This is a genomic window from Virgisporangium aliadipatigenens (genome assembly GCF_016863615.1).
Lineage (GTDB): Bacteria > Actinomycetota > Actinomycetes > Mycobacteriales > Micromonosporaceae > Virgisporangium > Virgisporangium aliadipatigenens.
This window is the reverse complement of sequence record NZ_BOPF01000021.1, coordinates 44,448-67,513: the sequence shown is the minus strand read 5'-3', so window position 1 is coordinate 67,513 and position 23,066 is coordinate 44,448. Positions and strand designations below refer to the sequence as shown.

General features: G+C 71.2%; 26 protein-coding genes, 1 tRNA gene and 2 pseudogenes. 21 read left to right on the top strand and 8 right to left on the bottom strand.

The features are described from left to right. Positions 1-354: 354 nt before the first annotated feature. The 3 genes and pseudogenes from trxA to Val02_RS26860 all read right to left on the bottom strand — a co-directional run. Positions 355-699, bottom strand: a pseudogene (gene trxA, locus Val02_RS47590) (thioredoxin); the annotation flags it as partial. After that, positions 654-1,592, bottom strand: coding sequence for an HTTM domain-containing protein (locus Val02_RS26865; RefSeq protein ID WP_203901997.1), 939 nt, complete (start codon positions 1,590-1,592; stop codon positions 654-656). The gene Val02_RS26865 and the pseudogene trxA, both read right to left, overlap by 46 nt. Next, positions 1,580-2,044, bottom strand: coding sequence for a hypothetical protein (locus tag Val02_RS26860; RefSeq protein ID WP_203901996.1), 465 nt, complete (start codon positions 2,042-2,044; stop codon positions 1,580-1,582). Before Val02_RS26860 ends, Val02_RS26865 begins: the two co-directional genes overlap by 13 nt. Positions 2,045-2,360: 316 nt before the next feature. Between Val02_RS26860 and Val02_RS26855 the strand changes: the two genes are divergently transcribed. The 11 genes and pseudogenes from Val02_RS26855 to Val02_RS26805 all read left to right on the top strand — a co-directional run bounded on the left by Val02_RS26855 (position 2,361) and on the right by Val02_RS26805 (position 10,436). Further along, positions 2,361-2,828, top strand: a complete 468-nt coding sequence (locus tag Val02_RS26855) for a hypothetical protein (protein ID WP_203901995.1) — start codon at positions 2,361-2,363, stop codon at positions 2,826-2,828. A 145-nt stretch (positions 2,829-2,973) separates the two neighbouring features. Then, positions 2,974-3,606: a TrmH family RNA methyltransferase gene (locus tag Val02_RS26850; RefSeq protein ID WP_203902129.1), complete on the top strand. Its 633-nt coding sequence runs from the start codon at positions 2,974-2,976 to the stop codon at positions 3,604-3,606. 5 nt (positions 3,607-3,611) lie between these two features. Further along, positions 3,612-4,265: a DUF6758 family protein gene (locus tag Val02_RS26845; RefSeq protein ID WP_308440024.1), complete on the top strand. Its 654-nt coding sequence runs from the start codon at positions 3,612-3,614 to the stop codon at positions 4,263-4,265. A gap of 224 nt (positions 4,266-4,489) precedes the next feature. Further along, positions 4,490-4,648 carry a hypothetical protein gene (locus Val02_RS26840; RefSeq protein ID WP_203901994.1) on the top strand — a complete coding sequence of 53 codons (159 nt, stop codon included), beginning with the start codon at positions 4,490-4,492 and terminating at the stop codon, positions 4,646-4,648. A gap of 3 nt (positions 4,649-4,651) precedes the next feature. After that, positions 4,652-5,665: a PH domain-containing protein gene (locus tag Val02_RS26835; protein ID WP_203901993.1), complete on the top strand. Its 1,014-nt coding sequence runs from the start codon at positions 4,652-4,654 to the stop codon at positions 5,663-5,665. Positions 5,666-5,722: 57 nt separating this feature from the next. After that, positions 5,723-6,358: a SigE family RNA polymerase sigma factor gene (locus Val02_RS26830; RefSeq protein WP_239153349.1), complete on the top strand. Its 636-nt coding sequence runs from the start codon at positions 5,723-5,725 to the stop codon at positions 6,356-6,358. After that, the gene (locus tag Val02_RS26825; RefSeq protein WP_203901992.1) at positions 6,355-7,494 is read left to right on the top strand and encodes a TolB-like translocation protein; all 1,140 of its coding nucleotides are present in this window, start codon (positions 6,355-6,357) and stop codon (positions 7,492-7,494) included. Before Val02_RS26830 ends, Val02_RS26825 begins: the two co-directional genes overlap by 4 nt. A 9-nt stretch (positions 7,495-7,503) precedes the next feature. Then, positions 7,504-8,370, top strand: a complete 867-nt coding sequence (locus tag Val02_RS26820; protein ID WP_203901991.1) for a PHP domain-containing protein — start codon at positions 7,504-7,506, stop codon at positions 8,368-8,370. 12 nt (positions 8,371-8,382) lie between these two features. After that, positions 8,383-9,231 (top strand): annotated as a pseudogene (locus tag Val02_RS26815) (RecB family exonuclease); the annotation flags it as partial. 151 nt (positions 9,232-9,382) lie between these two features. Continuing rightward, the gene (gene ppk2, locus Val02_RS26810; RefSeq protein WP_239153347.1) at positions 9,383-10,234 is read left to right on the top strand and encodes a polyphosphate kinase 2; all 852 of its coding nucleotides are present in this window, start codon (positions 9,383-9,385) and stop codon (positions 10,232-10,234) included. Beyond that, entirely contained in the window at positions 10,227-10,436 is a 210-nt protein-coding gene (locus Val02_RS26805; protein WP_275415616.1) for an RNA-binding S4 domain-containing protein, read from the top strand. The genes ppk2 and Val02_RS26805 overlap by 8 nt, the downstream gene beginning before the upstream one ends. On the opposite strand, the gene Val02_RS26800 is transcribed toward Val02_RS26805, so the two are convergent. Both Val02_RS26800 and Val02_RS26795 read right to left on the bottom strand, forming a co-directional pair. Then, on the bottom strand, positions 10,433-11,257 hold the full coding sequence (locus Val02_RS26800; RefSeq protein WP_203901988.1) for an oxygenase MpaB family protein: 825 nt from the start codon (positions 11,255-11,257) through the stop codon (positions 10,433-10,435). The genes Val02_RS26805 and Val02_RS26800 overlap by 4 nt on opposite strands. 10 nt (positions 11,258-11,267) lie before the next feature. Next, positions 11,268-11,675, bottom strand: a complete 408-nt coding sequence (locus tag Val02_RS26795) for a Fur family transcriptional regulator (RefSeq protein ID WP_203901987.1) — start codon at positions 11,673-11,675, stop codon at positions 11,268-11,270. A gap of 103 nt (positions 11,676-11,778) precedes the next feature. On the opposite strand from Val02_RS26795, the gene Val02_RS26790 reads away from it, so the two are divergent. Next, positions 11,779-12,273, top strand: coding sequence for a DUF2231 domain-containing protein (locus Val02_RS26790; RefSeq protein WP_203901986.1), 495 nt, complete (start codon positions 11,779-11,781; stop codon positions 12,271-12,273). Between the two features lie 7 nt (positions 12,274-12,280). On the opposite strand, the gene Val02_RS26785 is transcribed toward Val02_RS26790, so the two are convergent. After that, entirely contained in the window at positions 12,281-12,604 is a 324-nt protein-coding gene (locus Val02_RS26785) for a translation initiation factor 2 (protein ID WP_203901985.1), read from the bottom strand. A gap of 50 nt (positions 12,605-12,654) precedes the next feature. On the opposite strand from Val02_RS26785, the gene Val02_RS26780 reads away from it, so the two are divergent. Then, entirely contained in the window at positions 12,655-12,810 is a 156-nt protein-coding gene (locus Val02_RS26780; protein WP_203901984.1) for a hypothetical protein, read from the top strand. Positions 12,811-12,828: 18 nt separating this feature from the next. On the opposite strand, the gene Val02_RS26775 is transcribed toward Val02_RS26780, so the two are convergent. Together Val02_RS26775 and Val02_RS26770 are read right to left on the bottom strand one after the other, a co-directional pair. Beyond that, entirely contained in the window at positions 12,829-13,149 is a 321-nt protein-coding gene (locus tag Val02_RS26775) for an FmdB family zinc ribbon protein (protein ID WP_203901983.1), read from the bottom strand. An 87-nt stretch (positions 13,150-13,236) separates the two neighbouring features. Beyond that, positions 13,237-13,836 carry a 5-formyltetrahydrofolate cyclo-ligase gene (locus Val02_RS26770; protein WP_506023053.1) on the bottom strand — a complete coding sequence of 200 codons (600 nt, stop codon included), beginning with the start codon at positions 13,834-13,836 and terminating at the stop codon, positions 13,237-13,239. Between the two features lie 87 nt (positions 13,837-13,923). Here Val02_RS26770 and Val02_RS26765 point away from each other — a divergent pair, with 87 nt between their 5' ends. From Val02_RS26765 to Val02_RS26730, 8 genes are all read left to right on the top strand, one after another. After that, positions 13,924-15,972 carry a sensor domain-containing diguanylate cyclase gene (locus Val02_RS26765; protein WP_203901981.1) on the top strand — a complete coding sequence of 683 codons (2,049 nt, stop codon included), beginning with the start codon at positions 13,924-13,926 and terminating at the stop codon, positions 15,970-15,972. Between the two features lie 10 nt (positions 15,973-15,982). Further along, a complete protein-coding gene (locus Val02_RS26760; protein WP_203901980.1) occupies positions 15,983-16,882 on the top strand; it encodes a UTP--glucose-1-phosphate uridylyltransferase in 900 nt (299 codons plus the stop codon). Beyond that, the gene (locus Val02_RS26755; protein WP_203901979.1) at positions 16,879-18,120 is read left to right on the top strand and encodes a molybdopterin molybdotransferase MoeA; all 1,242 of its coding nucleotides are present in this window, start codon (positions 16,879-16,881) and stop codon (positions 18,118-18,120) included. Before Val02_RS26760 ends, Val02_RS26755 begins: the two co-directional genes overlap by 4 nt. Before the next feature lie 27 nt (positions 18,121-18,147). Beyond that, on the top strand, positions 18,148-18,798 hold the full coding sequence (locus Val02_RS26750) for a GNAT family N-acetyltransferase (protein WP_203901978.1): 651 nt from the start codon (positions 18,148-18,150) through the stop codon (positions 18,796-18,798). 303 nt (positions 18,799-19,101) lie between these two features. Then, a complete protein-coding gene (locus tag Val02_RS48950) occupies positions 19,102-20,190 on the top strand; it encodes a SepX/GlpR family protein (protein WP_506023009.1) in 1,089 nt (362 codons plus the stop codon). 70 nt (positions 20,191-20,260) lie between these two features. Next, a tRNA-Ala gene (locus Val02_RS26740) sits at positions 20,261-20,337 on the top strand. A 233-nt stretch (positions 20,338-20,570) separates the two neighbouring features. After that, entirely contained in the window at positions 20,571-20,753 is a 183-nt protein-coding gene (locus tag Val02_RS26735) for a hypothetical protein (protein WP_203901977.1), read from the top strand. Continuing rightward, entirely contained in the window at positions 20,743-22,632 is a 1,890-nt protein-coding gene (locus Val02_RS26730; protein WP_203901976.1) for an HEXXH motif domain-containing protein, read from the top strand. Before Val02_RS26735 ends, Val02_RS26730 begins: the two co-directional genes overlap by 11 nt. The last annotated feature ends 434 nt before the right edge of the window (positions 22,633-23,066 follow it).

Below are 23,066 nucleotides of genomic sequence, written 5' to 3'. Positions count from 1 at the left end.
CTCGCCGGCGGCCTTGACGCCGCCGGCTACCTACTCCTCGGTGGCCGCGTCGGTCGGGGCCGCCTTCGCGGCGGGAGCCTTCTTCGCGCCGGGGGTCTTCTTGGCGGTCGTCTTCTTCGCCGCCGCCTTCTTGGCCGGTGCCTTCCGGGGGGCGGGCGCCTTCTTCGCGGCGGTCTTCTTGGCCGGTGCCTTCTTCGCCGCCGGCTTCTCGGCGGCGGGCGACCCGGCGGCCGCGGGCTCCACAGCGCCGGCTTCGTCGGAAGCGGGTGCGGTGGCCTTCTCCGGCGCGGAAGGAGCAGCAGGAGCGGCAGGGGCAGCGGGAGCGGCCGGGGCCTCAGGCTCGGTGGCGGCCTTGACCTTCGCCTTCACCTCGTCCATGTCGAGCTCCCGCACCTGCGAGATCAGCGACTCCAGCGCCTTGGCCGGCAGCGCGCCGGGCTGCGCGTAGACCACGATCCCGTCGCGCACCGCCATGATCGTCGGGATCGACCGGATCTCGAACTGCATGGCGAGCATCTGCTCGGCCTCGGTGTCGATCTTCCCGAACGTGATGTCGGGATGCGCCTCGGAGGCCTTCTCGAAAATCGGACCGAACGCCTTGCACGGGGGGCACCACTCGGCCCAGAAGTCGAGGAGGGTGATGCCCTCACCCGTCACTGTCTCTTCGAAGGTGTGCTCGGTGACCTCAACCGTCGCCATATCGAACTCCGATCCTCGGGCGCGTCTCCGGGAGAAACGACACCGGCGTATCGGAGCATTCCCCACGTGGGCCGTCTCACGCGCGCCAATGCCCGTTCGAGCGGCAGAAAACTCGACATGGCGGCGAGATGCGGCGCGAACGAGATCGTGATCGTCGCGAAGACCATCACGTGGAAGGCGTACCAGAACGCGACGAGCCGCACCCGCCACTTCTCGTTCAGGACGAAGACGACGGGACTGAGCAGCTCGAACGCCATGATCCCGAACTGCGAGAGGATCATCAGGTACGGCACCTGCACCAGCAGGTCGGCGAGGAACGTGCCGCGCCGCACGACCGCCCGCATCAGCGTGGCGCCGGTGAGCCACTCCGGCCCGCCGAAGCGCAGCTTCGCCCACGCGGCCAGGAAATAGGTCGCCACGACGCCGAACTGCGTCATGCGCAGCGCCCAACCGCCCCGTTCCGTCAGAGTCTGATCCGTGTGACGCGCGGCCCCGGCGGTCGGCAGGACCGCGAGCGCGACGAGCAGCCCGAACCGGTCGTGATCGACCTTGCCGTAGCTCATCGCGATGATCATCCACTCGAAGTACAGCGCGAAGACGGTCCAGCCGAGCAGCCGGTGGGCGCGCCCGGTGGCGGCGGCCAGCGCGGCCGCGAGCAGCACCCAGAAGACGGTGAGGATCAGCGCGCGCCCGGGCGTGGGCAGGTGCAGCAGGCGCGCCACGAGAAGCGGCCGGTACAGGTCGCCGGGCATCCCGGTGTGCGCCCGCACCCAGCCGGTGATCACGGTGACGTCGAGCGCGACGAAGAGGTAGACGATCGTGCGGAAGATCGCGATCCGGGCCCGCGGCACCGGCGCCACCAGCCAGTCGCCGGCCGCGCTCAGGCGTCCCATGTCGCCACCTGCTCGTCGTAGTAGTGGCCCGTCGGCCCGCGCCGGCTGAGTTCGTGGTGTCTCAGATAGACCGCGACGGAACGGACTGAGCTGCCGCCCGGGTGGTGTGCCCGCCACGCGTCGGCGAGCCCGGCGAGGCGCTGCGGCTCCGCCTTGAACCGTTCGAGCTGCCCCTCGACCTCGGCCCGCCGGACGCCGCTGTTGGCCGGGGTCAGCTCGACGCGTTCGCCCGAGTCGAGCAGCACCTCCGCGCGGGCGATGGAGATCGGCTCGTCCCACCGGTTGGTGGTGGCGAACATCCGGAACGGCCCGAACGGGAAGTCGTCGTCGGTGCCGAAGATCGTGCCGCCGAACAGCAGCAGGAGGCCGAGCGCGGTCGCCACGAGCCGGGCCGTCCGACCGCGGTCGGACAACCGATCGGGACCGGCCTGTCGGGTGGCTGGCGTTTCCATTGACGGGGACCCTACCGCCCGTGTTCAGCGACGGAGTCTGCACGCTCAGTGCACGTTACGGAACGTAGTTTCGTGGAATCGCTCCCACGAGTGCCGAAACTTTCCGACCTTTGAGTCGGTGTCTCGATTCGGTAAATGTGACCTCCGTCTCTGTACGGAGTGTCCGGGATCACTCAGACTCTCTCGTAACAGAGCGTGGACGGCGGGTGCCGGGGAGGGCCCCGCCGTTCATTGCGTCCGGGTCCGGTTCTGCCGGGGCGCTCGAATCGTGATGCTTGCCTGATACGTCGGCATATGCTGCGTTCGGGAGGTCGTCATGGCCAGCCAGCCCGCACGGACCCGCGCCGGTGGTAGTTACGCCCGCTCGCTCCCGTCGCACGACTGGGAGCTGCTGATACGGCTGCCCCCGCGCGTCCTGACCGCTGTTTCCGTGGTCTCGCCGGAGCCGCCGGCCGTCACCGAGATCCTCGCCGGCGTCGCCGCCATCGCGGCCGGCCGCACCGATGCGAGCGCATTGGTCCGCGAGGTCGTCGCGGCGATCTACGCCGGCGACGACGTGTCGCCGGAGGCGGTGCCACCCGAGGTCGTGCACGGCGACTGTGTGCTCGCCGGGCAGGCGCTCGCCCAACGGGTCCCCACCGGGGAGGCGGACGGCTACCGCCGGTGGGTGCGCCGGATCGCGCTCGCCGCGTGCGGGCTCGGCGCGACGCCGCCGGTCGACGACCCCGCCGCGGCGGCCCAGCACCGCCTCCTGGACCGGTTCGAACACGCCCTGGCCGGCTGACCGGGCCGGTTCCCCCGTGATCGGTGCGCCGGTCGGGTGAGCTGCGTCCGTGCGTTCACCCGACCGGCCTGTACCTTCGGCGTCCGTGACCGCTTTCGTCTCCCTGCCCGAAGGCGCCGGACCGGAGTCCGAACCGGAGTCAGCGGTGGGCGTCGGACCGTGGGAGGGCCCCTGGCCGGACGACCCGCGCCTGGACCCCGAACTGCTCGCCGGCGGCGACCGTCGCAACGTCGTCGACCGCTACCGCTACTGGCGGCTCGACGCGATCGTGTCCGACCTCGACTCCCGCCGCCACGACTTCCACGTCGCCATCGAGAACTGGCAGCACGACTTCAACATCGGCACCGTGGTGCGCAGCGCGAACGCGTTCCTGGCGCGCGAGGTGCACATCATCGGCCGCAAGCGGTGGAACCGGCGGGGCGCGATGGTCACCGACCGGTACCAGCACGTGCGACACCATCCGGACGTGCCGGCGTTCGCCGCGTGGGCGGCGGGCGAGGGGCTTGCCGTGGTCGGGATCGACAACCTCCCCGGCTCCAAACCGCTCGAACGCCACGCGCTCCCCAGGCGCTGCGTGCTGGTGTTCGGGCAGGAGGGGCCCGGCCTGTCGGACGCGGCGCGGGCGGCGTGCACGGCGCTGTACTCCATCGCGCAGTACGGATCCACGCGATCGATCAACGCCGGTGTCGCGAGCGGAATCGCGATGCACGCCTGGATTCAGGAACACGCGGATCCGCCGGAGTGGCTTGACGGCGGGCGGTTCGACGACGCACCGTAGTGGGCATGGGCGTCTCCGTGAGTTGTCCCAGGTGCGGTGGCCCGGTGCGGCCGCCGGACCTGATGAACTCCGAATGGCGCTGCGACGTCGACGGTGGTGTGCTTCCCCTGCACGTTCCCGAACACATCGGTCCGGAGATCGTCGAGATGGTCCGCAGCCGGGTCGACGGCTCGGCCACGCCGCTCTGGTGCCCGTGGCCCCTGCCGCCCGGATGGACGGTGACCGGCGCGGGCTGGGTCGGTGACGACCACGACGGGACCCGCGGCACGGTGATGGCGATCAGCGGCCCGACCCCGCTGGAGGGCGGCCCCGCCGACCTGCTGCTCGTCGCCGAGGAGCCGGGCGTCGGCTTCGGCACCCGCCTCGCCGGCATCCCCGGGCCGGACCCGGGACCGTTCCTGGAGGGCGAGTCCACCGCCACCCCGCACGCGCGGGTCCGGGCGGCCGGCTGGCCCGCCTCGCTGTGGACCGTGAAGTCGGCGGCCGACCGCTGCGCCTACGTCGGCGAGGCGATGGGCATGTGGCTCTACCTGGTCGCCTGGCCCTCCGGCGCCGGTTACGTCTTCGCCGAGGACCTCAACCTGATCAACCTCGTGGACGACGTCCCCGGGCAGCTCGTCTACGGCGCACCGACGCCGTATCTGCACGGGCGGGTGTGAAAACCGCCCGGACGGGTGTGATTCTGCCGTCTACGACACGCGCGGCCCACGACTGGTGTTGTGCCGCGTTGCCCCCGTATCGTCACGGTGCGGTGTAGACCTATCGGTCTAGGATCAACGTCCGAGTCGGTCATCGCACGCACAATTCACCCTAAGCGGTCTGACTGATACGCTGAGTGTCCGCGGCGGGACAGGACCGTCGCCGTGGGGAGGGATGGGCCGAGATGGTCAAGAAAGTCCTTACCTGGGGCAGCATCGCGTTCTTGATCTTTTTCATCGCGTACCGGCCTCAGTCCGCCGCCAACGTCGCAAAGTCGATCGGCAGCGGAATCATGGACTTGGCCGGCGGTATCGGCGACTTCATGACCTCGCTCTTCAACTGACCCATGGCTGGGGAGGGGCCGCGTAGCAGCGGCGGCGAGGACGAGCACATCTGGCGGGACCGCGACACCGAACCGATCCCACGCGCGCGCTTCGACCCTCCGGCCGGACCCGATCGGCCGGACCCGGACGAGCTGACCGACGCCGACCTGGCCGACATCCGGGAGGACGAGCGGGCCTTCGCGGCGGATCCCGACCTCGACCGGCCCCGGCCGAGTCCCGGCGGACGCACCCCACCGCCCTATGTGGACGATCCCGAGTTCGACGACCCACGGTTCCGCAAGGATCCCGATTACGGCGACGACCTTGGCTTCCCCGAGGATCTCGCGGACGAACGCTACGACGGCTCCACGACCGTGGGGGCGTCGTTCGTCGTCGGGGAGCCGATCACCGAGGAGGAGCTGAGCAACCTCCGCGGCGGCGGCGGAGGCACCGGGCTCGTCGGCAGCCGGCGCGTCGTGCCGCTGGAGGACGAGCCGAGCCAGCTGGTGCAGAAGTACCTGTTCCCCACGGAGAAGTTCCGGGGGGAATGGCGGCGCCATCCGATCCAGCTCGCCCGCGAGGTGGGCATCGCCGCCGGCGCCACGGTCGTCATGGGCGTCGTCACCGGCCTGCTGACCCGCTACGACGCGCGGCCGGAGTTCGCGACGTTCCTGGTGCTCGGCTGGATCTTCGTGCTCATCTGGGTCGCCTGGCAGATCGCGGACTGGTGGTTCGACCGGTTCATCCTGACCAACAAGCGGGTCATGGTGGTCAGCGGCATCATCACCCGCAACGTCGCGATGATGCCGCTCCAGCGGGTCACCGACATGAAGTACGTGCAGAGCGCGCTCGGACGGGTGCTCAACTACGGCACGTTCGAGCTGGAGTCGGCCGGTCAGGAGCAGGCGCTGCGCCGCATCCCGCACCTGCCCAGCCCCAACGAGCTCTACCTGCGCATCGTCGAGGAGATGTACGAGCCGGAGGCGGTCGAGGCTCGGCTGGCCAACGCGCAGGACGTCGTGGACGACGGCACCTGACAACCGATTGACCTCCTTCGAGCGTCCTTACTTCGGGGACGTCCAGGGGGAGCACACGTGACCGAGACGATCGAGAAAACGATCGACGAGCAGTTCCGCGAGTTCGTGGCGGCCAGATCGCCCGCGTTGCTGCGCACGGCATACCTGTTGACCGGCGACTGGGGCATCGCCGAAGACCTGCTGCAGACGGCGTTGACCAAGACGTATCTGGCGTGGTTGCGTCTCGGTGTGATCGAGTCGGTGGAGCCGTATGCGCGCCGCGTGCTGGTCACCACCGCGACGAGTTGGTGGCGCCGGCGCTGGCACCGGGAGCGGCCGACCGCCGTGCTGCCGGACCGCGAGGCGACCGACGGCGTGGACGAGCGCGCCGAGCGGGACCTGCTGTGGCGGTTCGTGCAGGGGCTGCCCAACCGCCAGCGGGCCGTGCTGGTACTGCGGTTCTACGAGGACCAGACCGAGGCGGAGACCGCGCGGCTGCTGGGCGTCAGCGTCGGCACGGTCAAGAGCCAGTGCGCCCGCGCGCTGACCACGTTGCGCGCGCGCATGGCCGAGCAGGGCATCGAGCCGGCGGTGCGGCTGCCCCGGCGCCGGTCGGCGACCGTCGCGGAGGCGCCCGTCGCCCTCGCCGAGGCGCCCGCCACCTTCGCGGCCGTCGTCGACAACGAGCTTGCCGGTGCCCGGGTAGGACCGTGACCCCGCTGGAAGACGAGCTGAGCCGGGTTCTTCGGGACCTGGCCGGTGGTGCGCCCACCGGTTCGCACCTGCTCGCCGACGCCGCCATCGCCCGGGGTCGGGCCCGGCTGCGGCGTCAGCAGAGCATGGTCGGCGCGGTGGCGCTGTGCTTCCTCGCGGGTGCGGTGCTCATGGTGCTCTCCCTGCGGCCGCTGTCCGGCCAGGAGAACTCCGGCAACGATCCGTCGTTGCTGGCGCAGTTCGTCAACGAGCGGATGCCGGTCGACGTGATCAGCGGCGGAACGCTGTACACAGTGGACGGTCGCGCCGTGCCGATCGCGCTCGCCGGGACGGTCGAGCGGGCGTACCGTGCGCGCGCCGGCTACCTGCTCGTCGAGCGGCTGACCGAGGCGCCCGTCTACCGGCTGTCCTATCTGGACCCGGCGAACGGTTCGCAGATCACGGTGGTGCCGCGCGCCAACCGGCTCGCGGTCGGGCCGGAGGCGCGGGTCGCCGGTGTGCTCGACGGCAAGCTGTTCGACTTCCGGATGGAGTCCTCCGGGTCCCGGCAGGAGTCCACCGTGCCGGCCGGGGTGGCGCCGGTCGGGTTCGTGGGGGAGGCGGTGGTGCTCTCCGACGGCAGCCTCTCCGGTGGGGGCCTCTCCGCCGGTGGTGGGGACGGGTACCACCGGTACGACGTGTGGTTCCCGAAGCGGGGCGCGTACAAGCCGACCTGGTCGACCTCGAGCGTGCTCTTCGGGGCGTGGCCGGACGGGAAGTACCTCGTGGCCGCGCAGCGTGACCAGGGCGGTTCGCCGTGCCTGGTGTCGATCCGGGTCGAGGGGCTCGGCGTGGAGGAGTCGGCCTGCGACGTGTTCGACTCGGCCGTGGACCGGGGTTGGCTGTCGCCGGACGGTCGGTGGTTGCTCGCCACGGGACAGGTCGGGGCGCGCGTCTACGACCTGGAGAGTTCGCGGGAACGGCCGGCGAGCCACGAGTCGCCGGTGAGCGGCGTGGCGATGAAGGCGTTCTGGCTGGATCGCTCCACGGTGGTGCTGCGCGAGGGGAACAGGGTCGGCACGTGGCGGGTCGACCGCCCTAAGGAGACGGTGCGCTTCCACTCACTGCCCGGGGATGCCGTGGTGGTCAACCAGTAGGTTGAGCGCGTGCCCATCGATCTCCACACCCACTCGACAGCCAGCGACGGGACCTGCACCCCGGCCGAACTCGTTCGGGCCGCGGCGGATGCCGGTCTCACCACCGTCGGGCTGACCGACCACGACACCGTCGCCGGGTGGGCATCGGCGGTCGAGGCGCTGCCGGCGGGGCTGACCCTGGTCCCCGGCGCCGAACTGTCGTGCCGCTGGCACGGGCCGGGCCGGCCGATCGGGCTGCACCTGCTGGCGTACCTGTTCGACCCGGCGCATCCGGAGCTGGTCGCCGCGCTGGAGCGGGTCCGGCGGTCCCGGGACAGCCGCGCCGAACGCATGGTCGCGCTGCTGCGGGCCGACGGGATCGACGTCACGTGGGAGGAGATCCTGCACTACGCCAACGGCGGCAGCATCGGCCGCCCGCACCTGGCCCAGGCGCTGATGCGGCGTGGACTCGTGGGCAGCGTGTCGGAGGCGTTCGGCGAACGGTGGCTGGGCGCGAAGTACCGGCTGCCGAAGGAGGACCTGGACGTCTTCGAGGCGGTGCGGCTGGTGCGCGCCGCCGGCGGGGTGAGCGTCTTCGCGCACCCCCGGGCGAGCGTGCGCGGCAGGGTCGTTCCCGATGACATGATCGTCGATCTGGCGAAGGCCGGACTGCACGGTCTGGAGGTCGACCACGACGATCACTCGCCCGCGGAGCGGGAGGATATGCGCGCGCTGGCGACGGAGCTGGACCTGATCATGACCGGGTCGAGCGACTTCCACGGCACCAACAAGACGGTCCGGCTCGCCGCCAACACCACGGCCCCCGACCAGCTCGAACGCCTCCTCGCCACCGCGAGCCACGGCAAACCATTCACTCAGGGTGACAAACTGTCATAGGGCACTGGCAGGATGTCCGGTGTGCAGCAGCCCGGCCTTTTTGACGCCCCGCAGCGGTTGTTCTCGTGCACCCCGAGCCGGCTCGGGAGCTACGAGGACTGCCCGCGCCGCTACCGCTTCACCTACGTCGACCGGCCGCAGCCACCCAAGGGGCCGCCCTGGGCGCACAATTCGCTCGGCGCCAGCGTGCACACCGCGCTGAAGAACTGGTACGGCACACCCGCCGAGCGGCGCGGCCCCGAGCTGCTGCCGAAGCTGCTGCGCGCCACCTGGGTCAGCGAGGGCTACCGGGACCAGGAGCAGGAGCGGGAGGCGTACCGGCGGGCGCTGGCCTGGCTGGAGACGTACGTCGACGGGCTCGACCCGGAGGACGATCCGGTGGGCGTCGAGCGCACGGTGGCCACCAAGACGGCCACGCTCGCGCTGTCCGGCCGCGTCGACCGGATCGACCGCCGCGGCGACGACCTGGTGATCGTGGACTACAAGACCGGCCGCTCCGAGCTGGACGGCGACGACGCGCGGGGCTCCCGGGCGCTGGCGCTGTACGCGATCGCGGCGCAGCGGACGTTCCGGCGGCGGTGCGTGCGCGTGGAGCTGCACCACCTGCCCACCGGCACCGTGGCCGCGCACGAGCACACCGAGGAGTCGTTGGCCCGCCACCTGCGCCGGGCCGAGGCGACGGCCGCCGACGCCGTGGCCGCCGAGCGGGCGCTGGCCGACGGGGTCGCGCCGGACGAGGCGTTCCCGGCGGTGCCGAGTCCCCGCTGCGGATGGTGCGACTTCCGGCGGGTATGCCCCGAGGGGTCGGCGGCGTGGCCGGCCAAGGAGCCGTGGGCCGCGTTGGAGGGGCGGGCCGACGGGCCGGTGGGCGCGCCGTCCGGTGCTTCCGGGCCTGGCGGGGCCGCCACCACTGTCGCCGGCGGGGTGGACGAGGCCGGCGGTCGCGCGGCCGGTGCCGGTGTGCCGGGGGCGCAGCGGCGGCCGGCGGATGGCTAGGAGGACGGAGGCCGGGATGGCGAAGAAGGCGGACAACACGAAGAAGCCGGCGAAGGCGAAGAAGCCCGCGAAGCTGGACCGGGAGCTGTACGAGGCGGAGCTGCTGCGGCTGCAGGCCGAGCTGGTGGCGATGCAGGAGTGGGTGAAGGCGAGCGGCACCCGACTGGTCGTGATCTTCGAGGGGCGGGACGCCGCGGGCAAGGGCGGCGCGATCAAGCGCGTGGCGGAGTTCCTCAACCCGCGCGTCGCGCGGATCGCCGCGCTGCCGGCCCCGACCTCGCGCGAGCGGACGCAGTGGTACTTCCAGCGCTACGTCGAGCACCTGCCGGCCGCCGGCGAGATCGTGCTCTTCGACCGTTCCTGGTACAACCGGGCCGGGGTCGAACGCGTCATGGGCTTCTGCACCGAGGCCGAGTACCGGCGGTTCCTGCACCAGGTGCCGATCTTCGAACGGCTGCTCGTCGAGGACGGGATCCTGCTGCGCAAGTACTGGTTCTCGGTCAGCGACGCGGAGCAGGAACGGAGGTTCCGCTCGCGGCTGGAGGATCCGATGCGCCGCTGGAAGCTGTCGCCGATGGACCTGGAGTCGATCACCCGTTGGGAGGACTACTCCCGGGCCAAGGACGAGATGCTCGCGCACACCGATCATCCCGACGCGCCGTGGTACGACGTGGACAGCGAGGACAAGCGCCGCGCCCGGATCAACATGATCGCGCACCTGCTGTCGACGGTGCCGTACGAGCGGATCGACCCGCCCGCGATCGAGATGCCGAAGCGGCCGAAGCCCAAGGGGTACCGGCGGCCGCCCAAGGAGAGCGTGACGTACGTTCCTGACCATGCGCAAAAACTCGGGACCACTGATGCGTGAGGTCGCGATCGGCGGCGACATGATCCGCCTCGGTCAGTTCCTCAAGCTGGCCGATCTGGTCGAGTCCGGCGGCGACGCCAAGGAACGCATCCTCGCCGGCGACGTGCGGGTCAACGACGAGGTCGACGAGCGGCGCGGTCGGCAGCTGCACCCCGGCGACGTGGTGACCCTCGACGGCCGCGCCGCGAAGGTGGTCTTCTAGATCTTCAGGCCGGCGTCCTCGACCCGCTTCATGGCGGCCTTGTACATCGGCGTGCGCACCAGGGCCCACGGGAACGCCAGCAGCGACAGCCGCAGCATCCGGGCCGACAGGCTGGCGGCCGGGTCGGCCGCCTCGATGCCGGGCAGGCCGTAGAAGCGGCGCGCCCACGCCGGCAGCAGCCCGATCGCGAGGCTCGCCACGCCCAGGTAGGCGGCGCGCACCGGCGTCCACCCCAGCTTGAACGGCATCGGCGGCCAGGTCAGGAAGAACAGGGTGTCGGCCGCCTCCTTCGTCATCGCCAGGCGGGGCTGCATGTCCGCGTAGTACCGCTCGACCTCGGCGACCGAGCCCGGCACCGTCTCCGGGTCGAGGCCGAGGAGTGCGGCGCCGCGACGCTGTTCGTCGAAGTACCGGTCGGCCTCGGCGTCGGTGAGCCGCACACCGGCCCGGCGCGCCACGGTCAGGAACGACTCGACCTCGGTCACGTGCACCCAGCGCAGCAGCTCCGGCTCGTCCAGCCGGAACTCCTCGCCGGTGAACAGGTCGTGCGCGCGCATCCGGGAGTGGATGCCGCGCACCCGGGCGGCCGCGCGCTGCGCCTCCGGCGTCGTTCCGTAGATCATCGTGATCACGTAGTCGGAGGTCTGCTCCAGCCGATGCGCCGGGCGGCTCTTGTAGTCCGAGTTCTGGGCCACGCCGGCGATGGCGCGTGGATGCAACGACTGCAGAATGAGCGCCCGCAGGCCGGCGACGAAGAGGATCGGTTCGTCGTGAACCTTCCAGGTCACCGAGCCCGGGCCGTAGAGCCCGAAGTCTGTCACCCCACCCAGGCTACCGGCAGGTAGCGCAGAGTCCCCAGTACGTCACCTCGGCCTCGTCGACGACGAACCCGGCCGCGTCGATCGGGTCGAGGCAGGGCGCGGCACCGGTGGCGCAGTCGACGTCGACGATCGCGTTGCACGTGCGGCACACGAGGTGGTGGTGGTTGTCGCCGACCCGCGCCTCGAACCGGGCCGCGGCACCGGCGGGGGCGATGCGCCGGGCGAGGCCGGCCCTGTTGAGCGCGGCGAGCACGTCGTACACCGCCTGAACGGATACCGAGTCGAGCCGGCCGCGCACCCGGGCGGTGATGTCGTCGACGTCGAGGTGGCCGTGCGACTCGTGCAGGATCTCCAGCACCGCGACGCGTGGCCGGGTCACCCGTAGGCCTCTGTCACGGAGGAGTTCCGCTGCGTTCACGTGACCATCGCATCACGAAATAGCCGGCACGGACAACAATCTGTGAACCGCCCTGCCGCGGTAAACCGTGCGTATGGTTGGCCATCGCGATCAAGGAGGCGCCATGTTCGAGGAGATCTCGGGCCTGCCGATGCATCCGCTGTTGGTGCACGCTGCCGTGGTTTTCGTTCCACTGCTCGCACTCGTCGCCGTCGGGTACGCCGTGGTGCCGAAGGTCCGTCCGCACACCCGGTGGGTCCTGGGTGCGCTGGCGATCGTCACGCCGGGTGCGGCGCTGTTTGCAAAGCTTTCAGGAAATGCCTTCTACGACCGGCTGAACAAGCGCGGCGCGATCAGCGCGGAGTACTTCGACCGGCTCCAGGCACACGCCGACTTCGGCAACTACACGCTGATCGCCTCGGCCGTGCTGGCGCTGGTGGCGATCGGCCTCGTGCTGTTCGTTCCGCCGCCGGGGGGTGTCGCCGTCGGGGGCGGGGCGGGCGGCAAGGTGCTGCCGCTGGCGCTGTCCGGGCTGGCGGTGGTGCTCGCGATCGTGGCCGTGTACTACGTCGTTCGCACCGGTGACTCGGGCGCCAAGGCGGTGTGGGAGGGGCAGTAGGGGGTCCTCAGAAAAGGGCGCGGGCGCAGAGGATCAGCATCAGCACCAGCAGCACGGCGCCGGCCACCATGCCGATGCCCTGGGACAGGGTCCGCGCCGCCTGTTCCTCGATGTCCAGCCGGTCGTGATCCTGCTCCGGCAACTGCCGGGGCGGGACCGGCCGCTGCACCAGCGGGGGACGCCAGTTGGCCGGCGGCGGGTTGCTCGGCGGCGGGCCGCTGTACTCCACCGGGGGCCGGGTCGGGGCGGCCGGAGCCGGCTGCGCGGCCCGCTCGGAGTCGGTGCCGGCCGGAGGGCGCCGCCAGCCCGCGTCGTCGTCGGCTTTCGTCACAGGAAGAACCTATCCGGCGTCGCGCGAAGCTCCGGCGCTAACCTTCAGGAGTGGCGACGCACGACGAGGACCGCGAGGTCCTGCTGACCGACGAGTTTGTCATCCTGCCGGACCAGACCGCCGACGACACCGACACCGGGTGGGGCGAGCGTCCCAGCCGCAACGACGATCACCTGCTGGCCGAACGCCCGCCGCACTGGGACTGACGCCCGCCCCGCGCCCGTCTAGGAGGCGGCGGAGGTGGAGGCGCTCGACGTGGTCGAGGACGTCGTGCTCGACGAGGACGACGAGTCGCTCGACGAGGACGAGGAACTCTCCGACTTCGCCGTCTCCTTCTTGGGCGTGACCGTGCTGCTACCGCCGCTCCCGTTGCGGGAGTCGGTGCGGTAGAAGCCCGAGCCCTTGAACACGATGCCCACGCTGCCGTAGACCTTGCGCAGGCGTCCGGCGCACTCGGGGCACTCCGTCAACGCGTCGTCCGTGAACGACTGCACGGCCTCCAGGTTGTGACCGCACGCGGTGCAGGCGTACTGGTAGGTCGGCACGGCTCCTCCATGGCATTGGCACTCGCAGGATTCGAGTGCCAATGGTGCGCCATGATTGCCCCCGCCGTCCAGTCGGCTTCCCGGTTGTTATCTCACAAACGGGACGAGGCCGTCCTCGGTCACCGCCGCGTGCACCGGGCGGTCGTGCGCCTCGGCCGGCACCTCGGGAACGATCTCCACGGCGTACACCACCGCGACGACCCGCCCGGCGGCCCTGGCCAGCGCCCGGTCGTACGAACCGCCGCCGCGCCCGAGCCGCAGCCCGCGCCGGTCCACGGCGACGGCCGGCACGACGACCAGTTCGGCGTCGGTGATCGCGTCGACGCCGAGCCGGGGGCCGGAGGGCTCACGCAGGCCCCGGCCGGCCGGGTGCAGCGGCCCGCCGTCGTGCACCGCCCAGTCGAGGTCGTTGTCCGGCAGCAGGACGGGCAGGAGCAGCCGCCCCGCCCCGGCCAGAACGTCGCGGAGCGGGGCTCCGCCCGGTTCCCCCGGAATGGGGTCGAAGGCGCAGACGACCTTGCCGGCCACGAGGGGCGCGAGTGCGACGGCGATCGCGGCGTCGGCACGCTGCCGCACCCCGGGTGCGACCGCACGCCGTGCGGTGAGAACGGAGGCCCGCATGTCTCGTTTTGCACTGGCAAGACCACCGAAGAGGGGAAAAGCCCCCTCACGGCTGAAATTTGACACGAACTCCCTCACTGTCCGGCTCCGTTGGCTTACTGCTTGTGACAGCATCAGGTAGCTGAGCTACCCCCACGCCCCCCGGGAGGACGAGTGACGCTGCGCGCGCGGCTCACCGCTGCCTTCCTGGCGGTCGTGCTCGGCCCCGTACTCCTCGGGGCCCTCTTCATCGGTACCACCGTCCCCGCCATCGGCGCCGACCGGGCCCGCGAGCGCCTCGACCTCGCCGCCGGCAGCGTCCGCGCCGAGCTCGGGGCCCGCTGCCAGCGCCTCGCCGCCGCCGCGACCTCCGCCGCGCTCCTCGCCCAGGATCAAGATCTGGCGGAACGCCCGACGACCGCCGACGGCACCGGCGGCGGCCGCGCACCGGCGCGGCACGAGCCGCTGACCGCGCTCGACGTCGGGTTCGCGGCCACCGTGCTGCTGACCGGGCCCGACGGCACCGTCCAGGCCAGCGCCGGTGCCCCGCCGCCGATGAACTGGGTCGACTGCGCCGCACCCGGCCGCGGAGTGGGCACCTCGATCGCCGCCGTCGTCGGACGGCGCGACACCGCCGGCAACGACCTCGGCGCGGCCGTCGCCATCGCACCCGTCGACGAGGCGCTCGCCCAGGCGCTGGCCCGCATCAGCGGCGTCTCGGTCACCGTGCTCTCCAGCGGCGACTCGCTGCTGTCCACGGAGTCCCGCGCCGAGGCCAACGCCGTGCGGCGCACCGCGTCCCTGCACGAGGACGGCACGACCGGTTCGGGGCGGTACGTGCGGCGCCTCGACGCCGGGCCCGGCCAGCCGCTGCGGCTCGCCCTTGCCGTCGATCCGCCCGCGAACGGCGGCCTCTACGCCGTTCTCGTCACCGTGGTCATCACCGCCGGCCTGCTCGCCATGGTCGCCGCGTGGTGGATGGCGCGTTCGACCACGCGGCCGCTGACCGAACTGGCGCACGCCGCCGACCGGGTCGCCGCCGGGGATCTCGGGATCAAGGTGCCGGTGCGCAGCGTCGACGAGGTGGGGCGGCTCGCGACGACGTTCAACCGGATGACGCAGGAGATGCGCGGGTACATCCGGGCGCTGACCGCCAGCCGGGACCAGTTGCGCGGCTATCTGGCACTGCTCGGCGACACGCTCTCCGGCACCCACGACCTGTCGCGCATCCTGAACGTCACCCTGCACACCGCCCGGGCCGCCACCGGCGCGCAGGCCGGCGTGGTGCTGCTGTACGACCCGGTCTCCAAGCTGCTCGTCGCGCAGTCGGCGATCGGCTCGCTGCCGGAGAGCGACGTCGACCTGGGCGGGCTGCGGCTCAAGCTGGGCGAGGGGCTGCTCGGGGCGATCGCCGAGTCCGGTGTGCCCGAACGGGGTCGGTTCAGCGCGGTCACCCCGCTGGCGCCGCATGAGCCGCGGGCGCAGACGTACATCGCGGTGCCGTTCGCCGCGCCGGCCGTCACCGAGGGCGAAGAGGCGGCGCGCGGGCTGCTGGTGCTCTACGACCGGGTCGGGCCGGAGGAGTTCGACGTCGGGGACCTGGTGACGCTGACGACGTTCGCCGGGCAGGCCGCCGTGGCGCTGGACAACGTGCGGCTGCACGAGGAGGCCCAGCGGCTGTCGCTGACCGATCCGCTGACCGGCCTGTTCAACTACCGCTACCTGCGCGAGTCGCTGCGTCGCGAGCTGGAACGCGCCAACCGGTTCAACCGCACGCTCTGTGTGGTCGCCCTCGACCTGGATCACTTCAAGCACGTGAACGACCGGTACGGGCACGGGGCCGGTGACGCCGTTCTCGCGGAACTGGCCCGGCGGATCCGGGGGGTGACCCGCGAGGTCGACTTCGCGTTCCGCCGCGGGGGTGAAGAGTTTGTGATCTTGTTGCCGGAGACCGACGCGGCCGGCGGCGCGGCACTGGCCCGGAGGCTGGGCGCGGCCGTGCGCCGCACACCCGTCACCACCAGGAACGGCCCCGTCACCGTGACCCTCTCGATCGGGGTGGCGGTCTACCCGGAACACGGCACGACCGGCTCGGCGGTGCTGGAAGCGGCCGACATGGCCCTGTACGCGGCCAAGGCCGCAGGCCGTGACACGTGCCGGATCGCGATCGCCCCCGGCGCGGCGCGCGGGACACAACCGACACGGAGGGGCAGTGGCGGTTAGCCTTTCGAACATGCCTCAGGACGTGACCGGACCACGCGCAGTCAAGGCTGTCATCCCAGCCGCGGGTCTCGCTACCCGTTTCCTGCCCGCCACCAAGGCCGTGCCGAAGGAGTTGCTTCCCGTCGTGGACCGCCCGGTCCTCCAGTACATCGTGGAGGAGGCCGCCGCGGCCGGCATCAACGACGTCCTGCTGATCACCGGGCGCGGGAAAACCTCGATGGTGGACCACTTCGACCGGCGGCCGGACCTGGAGCAGCGGCTCGCGGACAAGGGCGACACGGAGCGGCTCGCCGCGGTGAAGCGTCCCAGCGAGCTCGCCGAGATCTACACCTGCCGCCAGGGCGAACCGCTCGGCCTCGGGCACGCCGTCTCCTACGCCGAGTCGCACGTCGGCGACGAGCCGTTCGTCGTGATGCTCGGCGACGAGTTCATGGACGACGAGGCACTACTGGTGAAAATGCTGGATCTCCAGGCGCGGACGGGTGGCATCGTCATCGCCCTGCTGGAGGTGCCGCAGGACCAGGTGAGCCGCTACGGCATCTGTTCCGTCGAGGAGGCCGAGGGCGACAACGTCGTGCGCATCACCGGCCTGGTCGAGAAGCCGAAGCCGGCGGATGCGCCGAGCAACCTGGCCATCATCGGCCGCTACGTGCTCCCCTCGACCATCTTCGCCGCCATCAAGAAGACCGGCCCCGGCAGCGGCGGCGAGATCCAGCTCACCGACGCCATGGCCCGTCTCCTGGAAGAGGGCACGCCGGTGCACGGCATCGTCTACCGGGGCGTCCGCTACGACACGGGCATGCCGCTCGGCTACCTGCAGGCGGTCGTTCAGCTCGCCTGCCAGCGCGACGACCTCGGCCCGGCGTTCAAGAGCTGGCTCACCGAGTTCGTCGACAAGGAGATCGTGTGACGTTGCTCGCCGACTCGCGTACACCGCTCGCCGACTACCTGGCGGCGGTGCTGCGTGCCGTGCGACCGTTACCGCCCCTGGACCTCGACCTCACCCAGGCGTACGGCAACGTCCTCGCCGAGGACGTGCACGCGCCCGGGCCGGTGCCGGCGTTCGACCGCGCCTCCATCGACGGCTACGCCGCCCGGCTCGACGACCTGATCGACGCGTCGCCGCACCGCCCCGTCCGGCTCAACGTCATCGGCGACCTCGCCGCGTCGAGCTGGCGGCCGGTGCGGCTGACGCCCGGCACGTGCTTCTCCATCGCGGCCGGCGCCGCCCTGCCCGGCGGCGCCGACATCGTGGTGCCCACCGGCGACACCGACAGCGGCATGGCCGTCGTCGAGGTGTACCGCTCGGGCAAGCGCGGCAGCGGCCTGCGCCGGGCCGGCGACGAGATCTCCGCCGGCGAGCCGCTCGCCCGTGCCGGTACCTACATCACGCCGGCGCTGGTGGCCGTCTTCGCCGCCGCCGGGATCGGGCACGTCGTCGTGCGGCCCAGCCCGCGCGTGGTGCTGCTCGCCACCGGCGACGAACTCGTCGAGGTCGGCCGCGCCAGCCAACCCGGCCAGGTCGTCGACGCGAACTCGCACGCGCTGACCGCCGCCGCCGTCGAGGCCGGCGCGCTCGCCTACCGGATCGGCATCTGCGACGACGACCCCGAAGGGCTGCGCGGGCTGCTGGAGGACCAGACGCTGCGCGCCGACCTGATCATCACGACCGGCGGCACCGGCACCGGCCCCGGCGACATGGTCCGGCGCATCCTGTCCCGGCGCGACGTGTCGTTCACCGACGTGTCGCTGTACCCGTGCGGATCGCTCGGCTTCGGGACCATCGGCGGCGCCGCGGGCGTGCCGGTCGTGTGCCTGCCCGGCGACCCCGGCGCGGCACTCGTGGGCTTCGAGGTGCTCGGCCGGCCGATCATCCAGCTGCTCGCCGGCGCGGATCCGGTCTTCCGGCCGAGCGTGCGGGCACACCTGCTGGAAACCGTCTCGTCGCCGGCGGGGCTGCGGGAGTTCCGGCCCGCGCACGTCGCCGAACGGCGCGGCGGCGGCTACACTGTTGCCCCGCTGCCGGGTGGTCCGTACACGCTGTCCGGGCTGGCCGCGGCCAACGCGCTGATGGTGCTCGGAGAACGGGTCGTCACCGCGGCGGCCGGGTCCACAGTGGACGTTCTGCTGCTGGATCGGCGCCGGTAGCCGGTTCTCTTTCTGTAGGCGGGTCTGATGTTGTGGTCTGGCGAGGCGCCGGGATGGCCGGTGGTGCTCGCGGACGGGCCGGTGGTGCTGCGGCCGTACCGGCGTTCCGACGCCCGGGCCTGGTCGCACGTGCGGCGGATCAACGAGAGCTGGCTCGCCAAGTGGGAGCCGACGCCGTACGGGTCGTGGCACGAGCTGAACTCGCCGGCGACGTTCCGGGCCGTCTACGCCGACCTGCGCCGGTCCGCGCGACGGGGGACCGCGATGCCGTTCGCCGTGTGCGTCGTCGATGACGGGCGGGAGCGGCTCGCCGGTCAGTTGACTCTGGGGAACATCGTGCGCAGGGCGTTCTGCTCGGCGTACGCGGGCTACTGGGTCGACTCCCGGGTGGCCGGCCGTGGGGTCATGCCGACGGCGCTGGCGTTGGCGGTGGATCACGCGTTCCGCTCGGGCGGCCTGCACCGCATCGAGGTGAACATCCGCCCGGAGAACACCCCCAGCCGCCGCGTGGTGGAGAAGCTCGGGTTCCGCGAAGAGGCGTACCACCCGCGGTACCTGCACATCGACGGCGCGTGGCGGGACCACGTCGGCTACGCGCTGACGTCCGAGGATGTGGCGGGGGAGGGCGGCCTGCTGGCCCGCTGGCACCGTCTGCAGGCCGCGGCCTCGTCCTCCTGACCCGTGGGCCCGTGGAGCCCTCGATGATCGGCGATTTTCCGTAAAACCTGTCGCTGGAGAGCGGATTCCCGCAAGAAGTGACGATCATCGCCGGTCGGACACCCGACGGATGGCGTGATCCATTTGTGAGGGGATTTCCGTACCCGGACGGGTACTGGTGTCCGTTTTGCGCTGAAAGTAACTTAAGATCGGCGCGTCGGACCGCTGCGCGTCGTGCGTGGAATGCGTGCCGCGCCCCGTAACCTCGGTGTTCACACGCATGCTTCGGGTAAACGCGCCGGGCGGGGCGGGACCGTCCGGCACATGATCGAGAGAGGGGTGAGGGTGCCGACCTCGGTGCTCCTCGCCGTCCTCGCCGCGGCCGGCCTGCTCGCGCTCGCTCCGGCCCTCGTGCGCCGGTACGACGCCACGGAGCGGCTCGTCGCCGAGCGGGCGCTGTCGACCGCGCGGGTACTGGTCCGCGCCGGTGCGCAGCCCGAGCGGCGGCGCCGGACGGTGCCGGGACGGCGGCCGGTCAACCCTCCCCGGGTTCTGGCTCAGCAGGTGGCGGGCGCTGCGGCGTTCGCCGCCGGGGCGGCCGTGTTCATGGCGTCGTCGGCGTTTCCCTCCGTGGCGTCCACGCCGGCGCCGCCGTCCTCGCGGCGTCCGCGTACGTCGTCCGATCCCGACGCCGACGCCGGCACGGGGTCGGCCGGGGCTGATGCGTCCTCGCCCGGGTCGGCTGGTTCGTCCGCCGGCTCTCCTGGCTCGGCTTCTGGCTCCCCGGGTGCGGGCTCCGCAGTCTCCGGCTCCTCGGTCTCCCGGTCCGGGCGGTCGGCATCCGCGTCCGGGGCCGGGTCCTCGGCTGCCGCATCCGGCTCTTCGGCTTCCGGGGTCGGGGCCGGCTCCTCGGTCTCCGGGTCCGGGCGGTCGGCTTCGGGGTCCGGGGGGTCCTCCGGCTCCGGGGTCGAAGTGGGGGCCGGTGCCGCCGCCGGTTCGGCGACCGCGGCTTCCGTTCGCCGGTCGCGGCGGTCCGGGGCCGACGCGCACGCGCGGATGATGCACCGGCGCCGCCGCACCCTGCTCCTGCTGACGCTGCTCAACCTGCTGGAGATCGCGGGCGCCTTCGTGCTCGGGCGTCCGTTCGTGGTGGCGCTGTCGGTCACCTCCGTCCTGCTGCTCGCCTACGTGGTGCACCTGCGCAACCGCGCCCTGGTCGAACGGCGCCGCCGCCGCGCCGAGGCGCGCTACCTCCGCTGGGTCGCCCAGCACCAGGCCGCCGTGCGCCGTGAGCAGGCCCGCCGGGCCGCCCAGCGCCGCGAACTGCTGGAGCGCCAGCTCGCCGCCCGGGAGGAGGAGCGGCGGGCGCTGACGGAGTTCCGGCCGACGTCACGACGCGCCGCGAACGAGTAGGGGGAACCGGTTCGCGGGCGGCGAAGGGGACCTGTTAGCCTTGTTGCCGGCCCACCGTGGTGGGTCAACTGGGGCTGTGGCGCAGACCGGTAGCGCACCTCGTTCGCATCGAGGGGGTCAGGGGTTCAAATCCCCTCAGCTCCACCAGTTTTCTGCCGAAGGCGCCCTTTGGGGGCGCCTTCTGTGCATGGTCGGCCCGTCTTTATGAGTTCGGGCATATACCGGTCGAACCGATACCGTTACCCGATCGTGCCTGCTCTCCTGGTATGGGCAACTAAGCAACCTCTGTGCATGGCGGTACGCTGAGCCGTTTTGGTGCTGCATTCTGGCCGCACCAGCAATCCCGCCAGTAGCACTGGGGCCGGAGTTACGTTCATAGAATGGAACAGGCGTTGGACAGTTCCTCGGAATGGGACACCGAAATGGTGGACCTGTCCCAGCTGACGCTCGATCAGCTGGTGTTGCGACACGACGAGCTTGATTGGCTGGTACAAGGGCTGCTGAAGCAGGTCGAGCGCCCCAGATACAACTTGGGCACCGGGCCTCCGGGACGTGCGGACTGACGACTCCGTTCTGACTGATAGGAATGCATCTCCCATGTATTCGGACAGGAGTTCGTCAGTGCTGGCTCGGCACACCCTGCCAATCGAGTGGTTCGATACCGTTGCCCAGGGTCGGGGCACGCCGGAGATAACCCGATACTTCTGGAAGACGGAGCGGAGCCGCCGACTGTTGCTGCTGCGCACCCTGCTCGACACGGTGACGGATGATCCGTCGCTGGCCGGTCCGCTGCCACCCGTCAAGGAACTCGCGGGAGTGTTCGAAGCCGCGCAGAAAGCCGAGCCGGAAGCGTTTCTGGACCTGCTCATGCATCCGCAGGTCGGCAGTTCCATGGCGTACGTGCTGCGCCGACATCGCGGCGGCGCGTCGGGATCGGTGCCGTTCTGGGTCGACCTCGGGACGATCCACCTCATCGCGTTGGTAGCCGCCGCGAAGTGTGGCGTCGACTGGGCCACTCAGGTACCTGGCCGGCACGGCACGGTGATGCTTCCGGGACTCGGCATGGCTCGCCTGACCGAGACGCCGGCGCAGGTGGTCGTGGACGCCTCGGTCCGGGGCGGTCGAATCGAGCTGCGGCACGACGGCCGAACGGTCGACGTTCCGCCGACGGCGGGAAGCGGCGACGACACGACACGACACGACGGCGATCGGTGGCTGCCGCTGCGAAAGGTGTCGGTCGGTGATGACCTGCGGCTGACCGTGTGGCTCGACGACCTCGACCCCTTCCGCGACCTGGCCGATCCTGAGCCACCGGCTCGGCTGGCACCGGACGCGTTTGATCGTTGGACCGGTCTCCTCGGTGCGGCGTGGAGTCTGTTGTGCCGCGACCATCGCCATAGCGCGGAGGCGCTTGCTGACGGCGTCGTGTCCCTCGTGCCGCTCAAACCCGAACCGGGTTGGGACACCCGAAGTGCGTCCAACGGCGAGGCGTTCGGCAGCGTGCTGGTGTCGGAACCGCCGGATGCGACCACGTTGGCGGTCTCACTGGTCCACGAGTTCCAGCACATCAAACTCGGCGCTCTCATGCATCTGTTCCACCTGACGGAGGAGGACGACGGAAGTCTCTATTACGCGCCCTGGCGGGACGACCCACGGCCGCTGGCGGGGCTACTACAAGGCATCTACGCCTTCTTCGGCATAGCCGAGTTCTGGCGACGTCATCGGCTGTCCGTCACCGGGCGGGACCGGCTGCTGGCCGAGTTCGATTACCTGTACGCCCGGGGGCAGACGGTCGAGGCGCTGCGGTCGGTACGACGCGCACCGGCGTTGACCGGCAAGGGTCGTGCCGTCATCGACGGACTCGAACGCTCCGCCGCGGACTGGGCAGCTGACCAAACCGACCCGGAGGTCGTTCGGCTGACGACTCTCACCGCGGACTGTCACCGCGTGGGCTGGCGGCTGCGTCACTTCGTCGCCGATCCGGCTGACGTGACCGCACTGACCCGGGCGTGGCTCGCGCGGGAACCCGCGACGGCTATCGCTCCGGCGATCAGCGCGCCGCATCCGGTACTCCGGTGGGCGCAGCGGATCCCGACCTTCGTGCGGCGACGGCTCTTCGACGACGACGGACTGTCCGGCAGCGCATCGCCGCTGGCAGCCGCCGACCGGTACCTGGTGATGGGTGAACCGTTCGCTGCTCGGGCGGCCTATCTCGAATGGATCGACGCCGGCCCCGAGGATGCCGACGACTCGATCCTCGCGTGGACCGGCCTTGCGTTGGCTCTCGGGCGCACCGGGGCGGACCGGGCGGCTGATGCGCTGGCCCAACGGCCCGACCTGGTCCGTTCGGTGTACGGCGCGCTTCGCGCGTCGGGCGTCGCGGCCGATCCGGTGGCGGTGGCCGGCTGGTTGGCTCCGGTGCTGTCCGATAGCGGGTCCTGAATGGAACGCGGTATCGGAACGGCGCACATACCGAACTCTTCAGCATACTCGCCGTTGTTTCCGTCGAACATCCTCAAGGCCTCTCCTAATGTAGTCCTGAGGGGTCGGGAGAACGCCTGGGGATCCGCTACGATGTTGTATTCGTCCGGATCAGATAATGATCGACCTGGATCATCTGGCGAGTAGGTGCGCTTGCCGAAGCGAGGGTGGTCGTGTGGAACACCTCACGACAAAAGCGCACCTCTTTACTTGGCCAGCGCCTGCCGGAAGTCGTTACTGGACCAGAATTAGGAAACCAAGAAAAGTGGCCTGCGGATCGGTCTTGCCCACCTTTCCGCAGGCCGTGGCAAGCATGTCCCTGCGAGAGAATGTGAAGGCCAATGCCGTCCGGTCCCGGAGCGACCACAACCCCGCGCCGCGCGGGTGGACGCCAG